17 protein-coding genes and 2 tRNA genes are annotated in these 14659 nt (G+C 72.1%); 12 read left to right on the top strand and 7 right to left on the bottom strand.

Features of this window, described 5'->3' with window-relative positions; all coding sequences use genetic code 11:
• The first annotated feature begins 55 nt into the window (after nucleotides 1-55).
• Nucleotides 56-871 carry a MerR family transcriptional regulator gene (locus CHC05_RS37710; RefSeq protein WP_089255441.1) on the top strand — a complete coding sequence of 272 codons (816 nt, stop codon included), beginning with the start codon at nucleotides 56-58 and terminating at the stop codon, nucleotides 869-871.
• Here the strand turns inward: CHC05_RS37710 and CHC05_RS37705 are convergent.
• Both CHC05_RS37705 and CHC05_RS37700 read right to left on the bottom strand, forming a co-directional pair.
• Nucleotides 858-2093, bottom strand: a complete 1236-nt coding sequence (locus CHC05_RS37705; RefSeq protein ID WP_089255440.1) for a sensor histidine kinase — start codon at nucleotides 2091-2093, stop codon at nucleotides 858-860. The two genes, CHC05_RS37710 and CHC05_RS37705, sit on opposite strands and share 14 nt — an antisense overlap.
• Nucleotides 2090-2746: a response regulator transcription factor gene (locus tag CHC05_RS37700; protein ID WP_089255464.1), complete on the bottom strand. Its 657-nt coding sequence runs from the start codon at nucleotides 2744-2746 to the stop codon at nucleotides 2090-2092. Before CHC05_RS37700 ends, CHC05_RS37705 begins: the two co-directional genes overlap by 4 nt.
• 116 nt (nucleotides 2747-2862) lie before the next feature.
• Between CHC05_RS37700 and CHC05_RS37695 the strand changes: the two genes are divergently transcribed.
• From CHC05_RS37695 to CHC05_RS41105, 10 genes are all read left to right on the top strand, one after another.
• Nucleotides 2863-3378 (top strand): hypothetical protein, encoded by a 516-nt coding sequence (locus CHC05_RS37695; protein ID WP_144022955.1) that lies wholly within the window; start codon nucleotides 2863-2865, stop codon nucleotides 3376-3378.
• Nucleotides 3375-4415, top strand: a complete 1041-nt coding sequence (locus tag CHC05_RS37690) for a peptidoglycan-binding domain-containing protein (protein WP_089255438.1) — start codon at nucleotides 3375-3377, stop codon at nucleotides 4413-4415. Before CHC05_RS37695 ends, CHC05_RS37690 begins: the two co-directional genes overlap by 4 nt.
• On the top strand, nucleotides 4412-5068 hold the full coding sequence (locus CHC05_RS37685; protein WP_089255437.1) for an ABC transporter ATP-binding protein: 657 nt from the start codon (nucleotides 4412-4414) through the stop codon (nucleotides 5066-5068). Before CHC05_RS37690 ends, CHC05_RS37685 begins: the two co-directional genes overlap by 4 nt.
• Nucleotides 5065-6231, top strand: a complete 1167-nt coding sequence (locus tag CHC05_RS37680) for an ABC transporter permease (protein ID WP_089255436.1) — start codon at nucleotides 5065-5067, stop codon at nucleotides 6229-6231. Before CHC05_RS37685 ends, CHC05_RS37680 begins: the two co-directional genes overlap by 4 nt.
• Nucleotides 6232-6276: 45 nt before the next feature.
• Nucleotides 6277-6615, top strand: a complete 339-nt coding sequence (locus CHC05_RS37675; protein ID WP_089255463.1) for a PadR family transcriptional regulator — start codon at nucleotides 6277-6279, stop codon at nucleotides 6613-6615.
• Nucleotides 6612-7436 (top strand): ATP-binding cassette domain-containing protein, encoded by an 825-nt coding sequence (locus CHC05_RS37670; protein ID WP_089255435.1) that lies wholly within the window; start codon nucleotides 6612-6614, stop codon nucleotides 7434-7436. The genes CHC05_RS37675 and CHC05_RS37670 overlap by 4 nt, the downstream gene beginning before the upstream one ends.
• A complete protein-coding gene (locus CHC05_RS37665; protein ID WP_089255434.1) occupies nucleotides 7433-8128 on the top strand; it encodes a hypothetical protein in 696 nt (231 codons plus the stop codon). The genes CHC05_RS37670 and CHC05_RS37665 overlap by 4 nt, the downstream gene beginning before the upstream one ends.
• A 9-nt stretch (nucleotides 8129-8137) precedes the next feature.
• Nucleotides 8138-8842: an alpha/beta fold hydrolase gene (locus CHC05_RS37660; protein ID WP_089255433.1), complete on the top strand. Its 705-nt coding sequence runs from the start codon at nucleotides 8138-8140 to the stop codon at nucleotides 8840-8842.
• Nucleotides 8843-8906: 64 nt separating this feature from the next.
• Nucleotides 8907-9776, top strand: coding sequence for a mechanosensitive ion channel family protein (locus CHC05_RS37655; protein WP_218824804.1), 870 nt, complete (start codon nucleotides 8907-8909; stop codon nucleotides 9774-9776).
• On the top strand, nucleotides 9773-10141 hold the full coding sequence (locus CHC05_RS41105) for an Rv3103c transmembrane domain-containing protein (protein ID WP_144022954.1): 369 nt from the start codon (nucleotides 9773-9775) through the stop codon (nucleotides 10139-10141). The genes CHC05_RS37655 and CHC05_RS41105 overlap by 4 nt, the downstream gene beginning before the upstream one ends.
• Nucleotides 10142-11289: 1148 nt before the next feature.
• Here CHC05_RS41105 and CHC05_RS37650 read toward each other — a convergent pair.
• A complete protein-coding gene (locus CHC05_RS37650; protein ID WP_089255431.1) occupies nucleotides 11290-11736 on the bottom strand; it encodes a DinB family protein in 447 nt (148 codons plus the stop codon).
• A 65-nt stretch (nucleotides 11737-11801) separates the two neighbouring features.
• On the opposite strand from CHC05_RS37650, the gene CHC05_RS37645 reads away from it, so the two are divergent.
• Entirely contained in the window at nucleotides 11802-12494 is a 693-nt protein-coding gene (locus CHC05_RS37645; RefSeq protein WP_089255462.1) for an ArsR/SmtB family transcription factor, read from the top strand.
• A 766-nt stretch (nucleotides 12495-13260) separates the two neighbouring features.
• Here CHC05_RS37645 and CHC05_RS37640 read toward each other — a convergent pair.
• From CHC05_RS37640 to CHC05_RS37630, 4 genes are all read right to left on the bottom strand, one after another.
• Nucleotides 13261-13710 carry a hypothetical protein gene (locus tag CHC05_RS37640; RefSeq protein ID WP_089255430.1) on the bottom strand — a complete coding sequence of 150 codons (450 nt, stop codon included), beginning with the start codon at nucleotides 13708-13710 and terminating at the stop codon, nucleotides 13261-13263.
• Nucleotides 13711-14274: 564 nt separating this feature from the next.
• A tRNA-Ala gene (locus tag CHC05_RS37635) sits at nucleotides 14275-14347 on the bottom strand.
• 30 nt (nucleotides 14348-14377) lie between these two features.
• Complete coding sequence (locus tag CHC05_RS42205) at nucleotides 14378-14506, bottom strand: DLW-39 family protein (RefSeq protein ID WP_218137071.1); 129 nt, start codon at nucleotides 14504-14506, stop codon at nucleotides 14378-14380.
• A gap of 35 nt (nucleotides 14507-14541) precedes the next feature.
• Nucleotides 14542-14615: transfer RNA gene (locus CHC05_RS37630), tRNA-Ile, on the bottom strand.
• Nucleotides 14616-14659: the final 44 nt, after the last annotated feature.

Below are 14659 nucleotides of genomic sequence, written 5' to 3'. Positions count from 1 at the left end.
CGGGAGAGGGTCAACTCGTGGACTCTCCCCCAGGGAGAGGGAGCAAACTGGGCCAATGCGCCCAGGATTGACGATCGGCGAGTTCGCCGCGCTCACCCACCTGAGCGTGCGCACGCTGCGCCGCTATCACGAGGCCGGCCTGCTGGAGCCGGCCCAGGTCGACAAGTTCACCGGCTACCGGTACTACTCCGCCGACCAGATCCCGCCCGCGCAGGTCATCCACCGCCTCCGTGAGCTGGACGTGCCTCTGGCCGAGGTCAAGTCGATCCTGGCCACGGACGACCCGCGGCGACGGACCGAGCTGATCTCCGGCCACCTCCAGCGCCTGGAGGACCAGTTGGACCGCACCCGGTCCGCGGTGGTGTCCCTCCGCCAACTGCTCCGGCCAGACCCGGCAGACCTGGCGGTCGAGCTCCGCTCCGTGCCGGCCCGGACCGTCGCCGCCGTCAGCGACGACCGGGTCGCCCTTGCGGACGTGCTCCCCTGGTACGCGGCCGCGATGGCCGAACTGGACGCGGTCTTCCCGGCGGCCGACCGCACCGGCCCACCCGGCGGCCGCTACGCCAACGAGCTGTTCGCCGAGGGCACGGGCGCGGTGACGGTCTTCCGCCCGGTCCGCGAGCCACACCGATCGGGCCGGATCGAGGCCCTCGACCTGCCGGCGATCGACCTCGCCGTCACCGTGCACGAGGGCCCACACGACGACATCGACGTCACGTACGGCCGGCTCGGCTCCTGGGTGGTCGAACACGCCCTGGCCGTCGACGGCCCGGTCTACGAGACGTACCTGGTCGGCCCACGCGACACCGACGCACCCAACGCCTGGCGCACGGAGATCGGCTGGCCGGTTTTCCGCCTCACCCCCGACTGAGCGGGAGGGCGACGTCGACGACCAGCCCGCCACCTGGACGCGGGTGGGCTGTTACCTCGCCGCCGTGGGCGTGGGTGACCGAGCGGACGATCGACAGGCCGAGGCCGGTGCCGCGGGCCGAACCGACGCGGTCGGTCAGGCGGCGGAACGGTTCGAAGAGGCCCGCCACCTCGTACGCCGGGATGATCGGGCCGGTGTTGGTCACCGTCAGCAGCGCGCGGTCGGCCGACGAGCCCGTGGTCACCGTGACCCGGCCCGCGCCGACGTTGTGCCGGATCGCGTTCTCCACCAGGTTCTGCGCGAGGCGTTCGAGCAGCACCGGGTCGCCCGTGGTCGGCGCCGGCGACCCGGACCGGTCGAACGACAGCTCCGCCGCGCGGGCCTCGCCGGCGAACTGGTCGTGCACCCGCGTCGCCACCTCGGCCAGGTCGACGGGCACCGGGTCGGACACCGCCTGCTCCGAACGGGCCAGCGTCAGCAGGCCGTCGATCAGGCGCTCGTGCCGGGCGTTCACCTCCAGCAGCGTCTCGCCCAACCGGACCAGCTCGGTCGGTGCGCCCGGGCGGCCCATCGCCACCTCCAGGAGAGTCCGGTTCACGGCCAGCGGCGTACGCAGCTCGTGCGACGCGTTCGCCACGAACCGCCGCTGGCCGTCGAACGCCGCGTCCAGCCGGGCCAGCATGTCGTCGAAAGTGTCCGCGAGCTCGCGCAGCTCGTCGCGCGGCCCGGACAGCCCGATCCGCTCGTGCAGGTTGCGGTCGGCGACCCGCCGGGCGGTCGCGGTGATCTGGGTCAGCGGGCGCAGCGTGCGGCCGGCCAGCAGCCAGCCCACCCAGAGTCCGACCACCGTGACGATCCCGACGGCGACGCCGCCCCGGGTGACCAGCGAGTTGAGCGTGCGCTGGTTGATGTCCTCCTGGAGCTGCTCGGCCAGCTCGACGTTCTCGATGACCTTCTGCCGCTCGGCATCCGTCAGCGGCCGGGCCTCGATCGCCTTGTTGATCAGCTTCTTGTCGATCGCGATGCCGCCGAGCAGGTCCTTCGCGCCCTCCGGCAGCTTCTCGCCGTTGACCTTGGCGAGGAGCGCCGACGCGTCGATCTTCTGGCGGTCGAGGGTGGCGTCCATCAGCACGTACGTGACGCTCAGCAGCGCGACGCCCGCGATCAGGAACACCAGCCCGTACGCGGCGGTCAGCCGGACCCGCACAGTCAGGCGTCTCATCGGATCTGGTACCCCACTCCCGGCACGGTCAGCACCACCTGCGGTTCGCCGAGCTTGCGCCGCAGCGTCATGACGGTCACCCGCAGCACGTTGGTGAACGGGTCGATGTGCTCGTCCCAGGCCCGCTCCAACAGTTGCTCGGCGCTGACCACGGCACCGTCGGCCCGCAGCAGCTCCTCCAGCACCGCGAACTCCTTGCGGGACAGCGCGAGCGGTCGGCCGTCCCGGATCACGGTGCGCCGGCCGGGGTCGAGCTCCAGGCCGGCCCGGCACAGCAGCGGCGGCGCGGCCGGCCGGGCCCGCCGGCCGAGCGCCCGCACCCGGGCGACGAGCTCCGCGAACGCGAACGGCTTCGGCAGGTAGTCGTCGGCACCCAGGCCCAGGCCGGCGACCCGGTCGGCGACGTCGACGGCCGCGGTCAGCATCAGTACCCGGGTCTCCGCTCCCGACGCGACCACGGCCCGGCAGACGTCGTCGCCGTGCACGACCGGCAGGTCCCGGTCGAGCACCAGCACGTCGTAGTCGTTGACCCCGAGCCGTTCCAACGCCGCGTCCCCGTCGTAGACGACGTCGACGGCGAGCGCCTCGCGGCGCAGCCCTTCGCCGACCGCGTCCGCCAGCAACCGCTCGTCCTCCACCACCAGCACCCGCACCCCGCCATGGTCGCCCACCAGCGGATAAGGCCGCCATAAGCGGTTGGACCGCCTTGACGCCGGCCTTATCCGGCCATCGCTGGACTGCTTCGCGACGAACACCGAAAGGAGCAGTCATGAGACGTACGTTGGCCGTACCCCTGCTGGTTCTCGGCCTTGGTCTGGCGGCCTGTGACAGCGCTGGCGCGACGCCCGGCGTTGCCTCCGCCGGCGGTGGCGCACCGAGCGCGAGCGCCGCCGCCCCCTCCGGCGACGAAGAGCGGGGACGGGCGTTCGCCGCCTGCATGCGCGAGCACGGCGTGGACATGCCCGACCCGCAGCCGGGCAGCAAGCTCGGCATCGAGCTGGACAAGCTCGACAAGGACAAGGTGCTCGACGCCGTCGACGCGTGCCGGGACCTGATGCCCGGCGGTGGCAAGGACGTCAAGCTCAACCCCGACCAACTCGAACGCCAGCGGGCGTTGGCGGAGTGCATGCGGGCCAACGGAGTGCCGGACTTCCCCGACCCGGATCCCGACGGCGGCGCGGCTGTCCGCGAGTACATCCTGGACAAGCACGATGCCGACGTGCTTGCCGCGCTGGAGACGTGCCGCGACGTCGTGCCCACGCCCAGCGGCGGTGTCCGCCGGTGAGGCGGGTGGTGCTGGTGGCCGGCGTCGCGGTGGTCGCGGCCGGTGCGGCGGTCGCCGCCGCGGTCGGTCTCTTCGGGGGCGGCGGAGACGGGGGCACGGCGCACGCCGCCGACCTGCCGCCGAAGACCGCGACGGTGACCCGAGAGACGTTGGTCGACACCTCGGAAGTCGAAGGACGCCTGGGGTACGGGGAGCCCGTGGCGCTGCGTGGCACCGGCGGGATGGTCACCTGGCTCGCGGCCGAGGGCTCGACGGTGACCCGCGGCAAGCCGGTCTTCCGGTCTTCCGGCGAACCGGTCGTGCTGCTCTACGGGCCCCTGCCGGTCTACCGGCCGCTGTCGCCGGGTGTCGACGGGCCGGACGTCCGGCAGTTCGAGCAGAACCTGGCCGCACTGGGCTACGACGGGTTCACCGTCGACGACGACTACACGGGCGCGACCGCGGGCGCGGTCCGGCAGTGGCAGGACGACCTTGGCGTGTCCTCGACCGGCGTCGTCACGGCCGGCCTGGTCGCGTACGCGCCGGGCCCGATCCGGATCGCCGCACACGGGTCCCCGGTCGGTGCGCCGGCGGGCGGCACCGTGGTCAGCTACACCGGCACCACCCGGCTGGTGACGATCGACCTGCCGGTCGGCGACCGCGACCTGGCGGTGCCCGGTGCGGCCGCGACCGTCGAACTGCCGTCCGGTGAGACGGCCCAGGGCACGGTGGCCACGGTCGGCGCGGTCGCGACGGCCGGGCCGGACGGCGGGCCACCGACGGTCGAGGTCACCGTGTCGGTCGCCGACCAGCGTGCGCTGGGCGACCTGCGCGAAGGGCCGGTCGACGTGGCACTGACCGCCGGCAGCCGGGCCGACGTGCTGACCGTGCCGGTCGCTGCCCTGGTCGCGCTGGCCGAGGGCGGCTACGGGGTGCAGGTCGTCGACGGCGGCACGAGCCGGTTCCTGGCGGTCGAGACCGGGCTGTTCGCGGGCGGCCGGGTCGAAATCAGTGGTGCCGGGCTGGTGGAGGGGCTGACCGTGGGGATGCCGTCATGACACTGGTGGCGTTGCGGGACGTCCGCAAGGAGTACCCGGGCGGGGTCGTCGCCGTCGACGGCATCTCGCTCTCCGTCGACGAGGGCGAGCTGGTCGCCGTCGTCGGGCCGTCGGGCTCGGGCAAGTCGACGGTCCTGCACCTGGTCGGCACGCTCGACCGGCCGACCTCGGGGACCGTGGAGTTCGCCGGGTCCGACATCGCCGCGTTGTCCGACCGTCGCCTCTCCGCGCTGCGGGCGACCCGGATCGGCTTCGTGTTCCAGCAGTTCCACCTGGCGCCGGGGGTTCCGGCGCTGGACGCGGTCGCGGACGGGTTGCTCTACGCCGGGGTACGGCGTTCGGTTCGGCTCGATCGGGCCCGCGCGGCGCTGGACACGGTCGGGCTCGCGCACCGGCTGCGGCATCGGCCCCACGAGCTCTCCGGTGGTGAGAAGCAGCGGGTCGCGATCGCCCGCGCGGTGGTCGGAGCACCGGCGTTGCTGCTCGCGGACGAGCCGACCGGCAACCTCGACTCGGCGTCGGGCGGGGCCGTCCTCGATCTGCTGCACAGGCTGCACGCGGGCGGCACCACGATCATCGTGATCACCCACGATCGGGAGATCGCCGGGCGCCTGCCCCGGCGGGTCGAGATCCGCGACGGGCGGCTCGCATGAGCTTCTCCGACCTCCTCCGACTCGGTGCCGCCGGGCTGCGCTCCCGGCCGTCGCGGGCCGTGCTCGCCGCGCTCGGCATCGCGATCGGCATCGCGGCGATGACCGCGGTCGTCGGCGTCTCCGCGTCGAGCCGCGCGGAGTTGCACCGCACGCTCGACCGGTTGGGCACCAACCTGCTCACCGTCGGCCCGGGCAGCAAGCTGTTCGCGGACGAGCCGGCGACGCTGCCCGTCGAGGCGCCGGCGATGGTCGGCCGGATCGGCCCGGTGACCTCGGTCAGCGCGACCGGGCGGGTGTCCGCGAAGGTCTATCGGACAGATCGGATCCCGGCCGCGCAGAACGGCAGCATCGCGGTGGTGGCCAGCTACCTGGACCTGCCAGCCACGGTGGGTGCCGTGGTCGCCCGCGGGGTCTGGCTCAACGAGGCGACCGCCCGCTATCCGGCGGTGGTGCTGGGCGCGGTGGCGGCCGACCGGCTGGGCGCGGTGATCGGGCAGCCGGTCTGGCTGGGCGACACCTGGTTCACCGTGGTCGGGGTGCTCGCGCCGGTGCCGCTGGCGCCGGAGCTCGACTCGTCGGCCCTGGTCGGGTGGCCGGCTGCCACCGCTGAGCTGGGGTTCGACGGGTATCCGACGACCATCTACACCCGCGCCGACGAGGATTCGGTCGAGGCGGTGGCTGCCGTGCTGGCCAACACCGCCAACCCGGCCGCGCCTTCCGAGGTGGAGGTGTCGCGGCCGTCCGACGCCCTGGCGGCGGGCCGGGCCGCCGACGACGCGTTCACCGGGCTGCTGCTCGGGCTCGGCGCGGTCGCGCTGCTGGTCGGCGGGGTCGGGGTGGCCAACACGATGGTCATCTCGGTGCTGGAACGGCGGGGCGAGATTGGGCTGCGCCGGTCGCTCGGTGCGACGCGGGGGCAGATCCGGGCTCAGTTTCTCGCGGAGTCGTTGCTGCTGTGCGGGCTCGGCGGGGTCGGTGGCGTGCTGTTGGGCATCGGGGTGACGTCCGCGTACGCGCTGACCCAGGGTTGGCCTGCCGTCGTGCCGGCCTGGGCCTCGCTCGGCGCGCTGGCGGCGACCCTGCTGATCGGGGCCGTGGCCGGGCTCTATCCCGCGGTGCGGGCGGCCCGGCTGGCGCCGACCGCGGCGCTGGCCGCTCCCTAACTAGGTGGTTTCACTATCTAGATGGCCGTGCTAGCGTGCTCGACTGTGGATCAGGATCGCCGGGCGCAGTGGTTGCGGGGTGTGCTCGACCTGTGCGTGCTCGGGCTGCTCGCGCGCGGCGACTCCTACGGCTACGAGCTGGCCCAGTCCCTGCAGTCCGCAGGCCTCGGCACGATCCAGGGCGGCACGCTCTACCCCGTGCTGTTGCGGTTGCAGCGTTCCGGCCTGGTGACCGTCTACTGGCGCGAGGGCGGCGGCGGTCCGGCCCGCAAGTACTACACGATCAGCGCTGCGGGCCTCGCGGTCCTGGGCGAGGCCGCCGGCCAGTGGGCGGCGTTCGCCGGCGGGGTCGGCGCGATAATCCAGGAAAGGACGGCCCGGTGAGACACGAGATCTGGCTGGCCGCACTCACCGACGAGCTCCGGCGGCACGGCGTCGGCCCAGACCTGGCCGCGCACGTGGTGGCCGAGGCGGCCGGGCACCTGCGCGACAGTGGCGAGCCGCCGCTGCGGGCGTTCGGTCCACCGTCGGCTTATGCGGCGGCCGTCGCGGACAGCGTCGGTGGTCCGGCCCTTTCCACCCGCTCGTCGGTCGGCCCGGTGCGGCTGCGGGCCGTCGACATTTCCAAGCGGTACGGGCGGCGCACCGTGCTCTCCGGGGTTTCGTTGACGGTGCACGCCGGCCAGGTCGCGGCGGTGGTCGGCGCCAACGGGTCCGGCAAGTCGACGTTCCTGCGGATCTGCGCGGGGCTCGTCGGTGCCGACGGTGGCCACGTCGAGCTGCACGGCACGGTCGGCTACTGCCCACAGGCCGGCGGCACGGCCGACTTCCTCCTGGCCGAGGAGCACTTCGCGTTGATCGGCGCAGGTCGCGGGGTGCCGCGCTCGGCGGCCGCGCGGGAGGGCGCCCGGCGGGCGGCCGCGCTCGACTGGGTGCCTGGTGACGCCCAGGCCCGGCACCTGTCCGGTGGCACGCGGCAGAAGCTCAACCTGGTGCTCGCCGGACTCGGCGATCCCGAGGTGCTGCTGCTCGACGAGCCGTACCAGGGCTTCGACCGGGGCACCTATCTCGACTTCTGGCACGAGGTGTGGCGCTGGCGCGACGCGGGGCGGGCCGTCGTGGTGGTCACCCACCTGCTCAACCAGCTCGACCGGGTCGACATCGTGCTCGACCTGTCGGCCGGCGGGGCGGGGGTGGCGGCATGAACCAGACCATGACGATCGCCGAGATGACGCTGCGCGAGACGGTACGCCGGCGCGGCGTACTCGTGCTGCTGTTGGTCCTGCCGTTGGCGTTCTATCTCGGCCGGCGCGGCGATCACCTCGGTCAGTCGATCCGGTTCGTCTGCCTGGGGCTGGCCTGGGTGCTGAGCGCGGCGGCGCTGTTCGTGGGCTCTTCCGCGCGGTCGCTCGAACCTCGGCTGCGGCTGTCGGGCTACCGCACCCACCAGCTCTTCCTCGGCCGGCTGCTGGCCCTCTGGACGCTCGGCCTGCTGCTGTCGGCGCCGTACTTCCTGCTGATCCGCTTCGATCAACACAACGTCCGGTACGGGGCGATCGCGGTGATCATGCTGCTCGGCGTGCTGGTCGCGCCGCTGCTCGGGCTCGCGCTCAGCGCGCTGCTGCCCCGTGACCTCGAGGGCATGCTGGTGCTGATGACCGTGGTCGGCCTGCAGATGATCCTCGACCCGGCGGGCAACGCGGCCCGGCTGTTGCCGTTCTGGTTCAGCCGGGAGATCGGCACGTACGCGATCGACCACACCTCGGTCGGCTACTTCGACCGTGGGCTGCTGCACGCGGCGGTCACGGCGCTCCTGCTGCTCGTGCTGGTCGCGGTCGCGTTCGGGGTCCGGCTGCGCCGGCGGCCACACGTCAAAATTGTCGGTGGCCTGTCCTAGCCTCCCCGCATGGACATCGTGCTGATTCCCGGCCTGTGGCTCGACGGCTCGTCGTGGGACGAGGTCGTGCCGGTGATCGAGAAGGCCGGGCACAGGGCGCACGCGCTGACGCTGCCGGGCATGGTGGTCGGTGCCTCCCGCGCCTCGATCACCGTCGCTGACCACATCGCGGCGGTGGTCGCGGTGGTCGACGACCTGGACCCGCCCGACGGTGTCGTGCTGGTCGGCCACTCCGGCGGCGGGGCGATCGCGCACGCCGTGGCCGACGCCCGGCCCGCGCTGGTTGACCGGGTCGTCTATGTCGACGCGGTGCCGGCCTCCGACGGCGACTGCATCAACGACAGCCTGCCGTCTCTTGGCGGCGAGGTGCCGCTGCCCGACTGGTCTTTGTTCGACGACGAGGACCTGGTCGACCTCGATGACTCACTGCGCGCGACCTTCCGGGCCAGGGCGATCCCGTCACCCGCTCAGGTCGCCGCCGGGCCGATCCGACTATCGGACCCCCGGCGCCACGACGTGCCGGCGACGGTGATCGCGTGCGAGTTCCCCAGCGCGGAGCTGCGCTCGCTGATCGACCAGGGTTCGCCCTACACGGCCGAGCTCGCCCGCCTGCGTGATGTCTCTTACATCGACCTGCCGACGGGGCACTGGCCGCAGTTCACCCGCCCGGTTCAGCTCGGGGAGGTGATTCTTACCGCTCTCCAAGCGGCCTGACGACCCGGTCAGCTGGTGCGGGCGCTGATGGGCCATGTCAGGATGGGTTGCCATGGTGGTGGCGATGGCTTCGACGAACGATCTGACCGACTGGCTCCGCGGCAGTGGGCTGTTGGTCGTCCTGTTCGTGGTCGGGGCGATCCTGCTGTCCCGACTGACGCGGTGGATCAGCGGACGCATCTACCAGCGGATCGACGCGCATCCGACCAGCACCGGGCAGATCGCCGACGAGGGAGCCAAACACCGCCACGTCGTGACCCAGGGCTTGACCTGGCTCATCATCGTGGCGATCTACTCGATCGCCGCCGTGCTCATCCTGCAGCAACTGAACGTCCCGGTGACCGGCCTGGTCGCACCCGCGGCGGTGCTCGGTGTCGCGCTCGGCTTCGGCGCGCAGCGGATCGTGCAGGACATCCTGGCGGGCACGTTCATCATCTTCGAGCGCCAGTACGGCTTCGGTGACACGATCCGGATCGGCACGCTCGGCTCGGAGAGCGGCGTGACGGGCACCGTCGAAGAGGTGACCCTCCGGATCACCCGGCTGCGCACGCTCCAGGGCGAGGTGGTGATGATCCCCAACGGCCAGATCGTGCAGGTCATCAACATGTCGCGTGACTGGGCGCGGGCCGTCATCGACGTCCCGGTGCCGACGAGCGTCGACCTGACGCGCGCACGAGAGATCCTGCAGGAGGTCACCGCGGCCGCGGTCGAAGACCCGAACCTGGGCCAGCTGCTGCTGGACGCCCCGACGGTGCTGGGCGTGCAGAGCCTCGAAGTGGATTCGGTGCACCTGCGCATCGTCGCCCGCACCCTGCCGGGCAAACAGTTCGACGTGGGCCGCGAGCTACGTTCCCGGGTAGCCATCGCCTTCCAACACGAGGGCGTCCGGGTAGCCACGGCACTGGACACCGCCGAGCCAATGGCCGCCTCATGAGCGGCCTGAAGCTGGGCAAGATCCGGCTCTCCACAGTGGTGCTCCTACTGATCTTCGTACTCGCCTTCGTCAGCTACCTCCTGCTGCGCCCGGGACAGCCGAACGCAACGGGCGGCGAGCGGCCCGGCTCGAACTCGCAGCAACGCGACAGCCCGCCATCACCGTCGACCACACCGACGCCCCGCGAAACCCACGCGACCCCGACACCATCGACACCGCCCACCCGCTCGTCGACGCCGTCAGAGCGGCCAACCACACCGACCCCGCCGCCCACGACAACGCCGGCACCACCACCGGAAAGCCCGTCCGACCCACCGTCACCGACCTTGGCTCCGCCCGACCCCACCGAGGCCCCGAGCAACTAGCGCCCGCCTCGACCTGAGGGCCGGAGCGCGGCAAGCCCCAAGGGGTCAGCGGGGGCCGCGCCGGGCAGGGCAGGGCAGGGCCGTGCCCGGCGTGGTTCCGGGCGGCGTCTGGATTTCACCGCAGCCCGGTCAACACTTCGAGACAGACCCTTGCGCCGTCTTGCGGATCACCATGAGCGGAGACGAAGAGCTGGCAATCCGCACTCGCGATGCTCAAGAGGCGACGCGGTGAAGGCCCGCCGGGGAAAGCGCTGGTCAACCCGCACGGCCAGGCACCGTGAGGGCCGGCACCACCCTCCCGTCAAGGCCCACCCCGCCCGGACCCGCCACGGCCCGCGCGGGGCCCCACCCCGCCCGTGGGCAGCGCGTTCGTCCCGCACGGCCCTGCCCGTTTAAGAGATCGGCACTTGCCCGGCCAGGATGGCCGGCACCGCCCGGCCCTACCGAGGTCCGCGCCCCGTGTCGAGAGGGCCGCGCAGCGCGACCGCCTAAGGCCGACGCCGTCAACCCGCACGGCCCCGCCCCCAGGAAGCCGGCATCGCCCCACCCGGCCCGCCGACGCCCGCGCGCCCCGTCCCACCGAAGGCCGGGCGCCCGCCCGCAAAGCCGGTGCGGTCAAACCGCACGACCCAGCCCCCCTGAAAAGCCAGCACCGCCCCCACCCGCATGGCCGGCCCCACCGAGGCCCACGCGCCCCGTCCCACCGAAGGCCCGCGCAGCCCGCGCAAAAGCCGGCGCCGTCAACCCGCACGACCCAGCCCCATCAAGCCTGCACCGCCTCACCCGCGTGGCCGGCCCCACCAAGGCTCGCGCCGCCCAAGGCCGGTGCGGTCAATCCGCCCGGCCAGGGCCGACCCGGCTGGGATCGGACGCCGCCGGAGAGGGCCGGTGATGATCGGGTGTGGCACATCAAGCCTCGCCGACCCGGACCGCATGATCGGGTGCATCTGGTCGAGTTCTCGCACGGCGTGTCGACCGGAAGGCGTGCACATGATCACTCGGCAGGCGCCTGATCTACCCGACCAAGCACACACGATGGCTTGCCATCGATCAAGCCGCCGTTCGGCACGGCAGGGCGGGCCGGCAAAGGCGAACAGCGCGGTGGAGCTGCTCGGCCAGCCGACGCAGCACTCAAGGGGACTGGCCGGCTACGGCAGCGGATTCGGGTCGAGCATGCGGGCGTAGTAGGTGACGTTCGCGACGTGTTCGACGATCTTGCGGATGGGCCACGCGCCGTCTTCGGGTTCGTGGTCCAAGGTTTCGGTGTCTAGCGCGCTGAGTCTGGCCCGGTAGCAGGCCGCGAGTCGGGTCAGCCGGCTGCGGGCCTCGTCGAGGTCGACCTCCGTGAACCAGGCGAAGTCGGCGTGGGTGGTCACCGTTCGGCCGTGCCACTCGTCGGGGATGGTCGGCAGGCCGGCCAGCCGGCAGTCGATCTCGGCGAGGTGGTCGACCAGGTGGTCGGAGACCCGGCGGATCGCCTTGTGGGGTGTCCAAGCGTTGCCGTCCCGATGGACAGGACGGCCGTCCCACCCGAGCCAGCTCTCGGCGCGGCCCAGCACCTCGTCCACCGCCGCCGGAATGAGTTCAACGATCATGAGGCCGAAGGTAGGTGCCTAACAGTTCGGTCGGCGCCGAACTGTCGGCGGCCTACCGTTGGGCGATGACCACAGACGTCGACCTGGCCGCGGCCGCGCGGCTCATCGCCGAGCCGGCCCGGGCGGCCATGCTCGACGCGCTTCTTTCCGGCCAGGCGCTGGCCGCGGGCGAGCTCGCCCGGGCCGGCGGCGTGCGGGCGTCGACAGCCAGCGGCCACCTGTCCCAGCTCGTCGAGGGCGGCCTGGTCGAGGTCACCCACAGCGGTCGGCACCGCTACTTCCGCCTGGCTTCCGCCGACGTGGCGCACGCCCTCGAGGCGTTGGGTGCGATCAGCCCACCACGTCCGATCCGCTCGCTGCGCCAGTCCCGCACCGACGAGGCGATGACACTCGCCCGCACCTGCTACGACCACCTGGCCGGCGTCGTGGCCGTCTCCCTGGTCGACGCCTTCGTGGCGGACGACATCCTGGCAGCCGGCGGCGACGGCTTCACCCTGACTCCGGCGGGCGCCGAGACGCTGGCCAAGGCGGGCGTGGACGTGGCGGGTGCGCGAACCAGCCGACGGGCCTTCGCCCGCTCGTGCCTCGACTTCACCGAACGCCGCCCCCACCTGGCCGGCGCCCTCGGCGCGGCGCTGTGCGCCCAGACACTCGCGGACGGCTGGTTCGTCCGTCGCGCACCGGGCCACCGCGCCCTCCGGATCACAGACGAAGGCCGCCGCCAGCTCGCGGAGCGCTGGAACATCACCACGCCATAACCAGCGAAGCAAACTGGCAGCAGACGACACGAACAACCCGGCAGGACGAAGCCCGTCAACGCCCCGGGGATACGCACCCCCAAACGGCCGGCGCGCATGCCGCCGAGCGGTCAATGCCGAACGCGGCTAGGCGGCCAGGGCCGACACCTTTCAGCAGCCATAGCCGGGCAGCCCAGCGGCCAGGGCCACCGCACCCCCAATCGGCCAAGCCAAAGGCAATTCCGGAGGCCAAGACCGACAATCCCCGCAACGGCCAAGGCCGGCACAGCCCAGCAGCCTGGGCCATCGCACCCAAGCGGCCAAGCCAAACGCACTCCCGGACGCCAAGACCGACAAACCCGCAACGGCCAGGGCCGACGCAGCCCAGCGGCCTGGGCCATCGCACCCAAACGGCCAAGCCAAACGCACTCCCGGACGCCAAGACCGACGCACCCCAACGGTCAAAGCCCAACGCACCCCCGGACAGCCAAAGGCCGACACCACCCCCAACGACCAAGGCCGACGCGGCCCAGCGGTCAGAGCCCAACGCACTCCCCGAGGCCAAGACCAATACACCGCCAGGCCCCAAAGCCGACGCAGCCCAGCGGTCAGAGCCCGATGGCCAGCCGGGAGGCCAAAGGCCGACACCAGCCCCAACGCTGAGAGCCCACCGCACCCGGCGTCCACGGCCGACGGAGACCGCGCGGCCAAAGCCCCATGGAAGCCGCGCGGCGTACGTTCGCCGGCCAATTGGGCGATCGGGCGATCTCTTGGACGAGACAGGGGCCTAGCCGGCCGGTCTGCTGAGCATGCGGGCGACCATGTCGAACGAGGCCGCGCCCAGGTCCAGGTTGGCGGCGGCCGCGCGGATGGGCTGCTCCAGTTGTGGGTCGTAGCCCTCCAGGCCCGTCTCCTCCTCCACCACCTGGCCGAGCAGGAACATCGTCCGCAGTACGGCGGTCGCGCCCTCCCCGGTCTCGCCGTAGGGGACGCTCATCTCGGCGGAGTCCGCGTACAGGGAGAGCTGGATGCCCGTGCGATCGTGGCTGATCTCGCCGCCGTCGTCGGTCAGGCCGGCTGTGACCTCGCCCAGCAGGAGCCTGGCCCGGGTGAGCACCCGCTGCCAGACCTCGTCGTCAGGGCCAGCACCGAAATCCTGGTAGTCCTCGGCGGCTTCCAGCGCCTCGTCCCAGCTCTGGTCCGGCTGGCGGCGCAGAAACATGAGGTCATAGCTCACGCGCGCAGCGTACCGGCGTGCGCTCAAGCGGGGATTTGCGTGAACAGGTGGCCTTCGTGGCCGTTAGACGGATCCGCGATCGTCTCTTCGCGGCCAGTCCAGACCTGACCGGCCCGTCAATGGGACTGGAGCCACCGAAGCTGGACCTGGCCCGACCGCCATTCTCGAGCCTCACCCGATCTGGGCCTGCGTGGGTCGCCACCTTGAGCGTCCACTCGCGCGCCTCGTCCGATCACGGCCTGCGTAGGTCGTCACCACCTCGGACGTTCAGCTATTAGGCCCCGTCCGACCAGTCGTCACCTCGAGCGTTCACGCGGAAGCGGCCTGGGTTGGCCACCGCCGCAACCAGCGGCGTGCCCGGGAGCGCGACGAGCGAGCCGCCGCGGCCACAGCGCCGGCCGAGAAAGGCAGGCTCACGAGTGACGTTGGGTCCGGCCGCTCGCATACCCGCGGACCGCGCGCACCAGACCGTGGGATGTCCGGGGGTCGCCCCCGGAGCCAGGAAAGACGAATGCCTGCCTAGATCGTGGCCGCGTATGCGGACGTGCTCTAGGCAGGCATTCGTGGAGCCGAGGGGACTTGAACCCCTAACCCCTGCCTTGCAAAGGCAGTGCTCTGCCAGTTGAGCTACGGCCCCGACGGCGGGTGGAGCCGCCAGATCGGAAAACTATCGCAGGTCGGGGGCGGTGGTCGCCTCGTGCCACAGGGCCCGCTCGTCGCTGGAGGCCTTGACCTTCTTGACCACCAGGGCGGCGACGCCCACGACTCCGACGATGATCAGGAGCTTCTTCAACATTGGGGGAATCCCCTCACGCTCGCAACCGTCTGAAGTGGGGCTAGCTGGAATCGAACCAGCGACCTCAGAGTTATCAGCTCTGCGCTCTAACCGACTGAGCTATAGCCCCGTGCGACCGGGCAAGGTTACCGTACCGCCCCGGCTTCCCCCAAC

It is taken from the genome of Asanoa hainanensis, from assembly GCF_900188485.1.
In the GTDB taxonomy this organism is placed as follows: domain Bacteria; phylum Actinomycetota; class Actinomycetes; order Mycobacteriales; family Micromonosporaceae; genus Asanoa; species Asanoa hainanensis.
The sequence above is the reverse complement of the archived record's forward strand: the minus strand, read 5'-3'. Positions and strand labels throughout refer to the sequence as shown.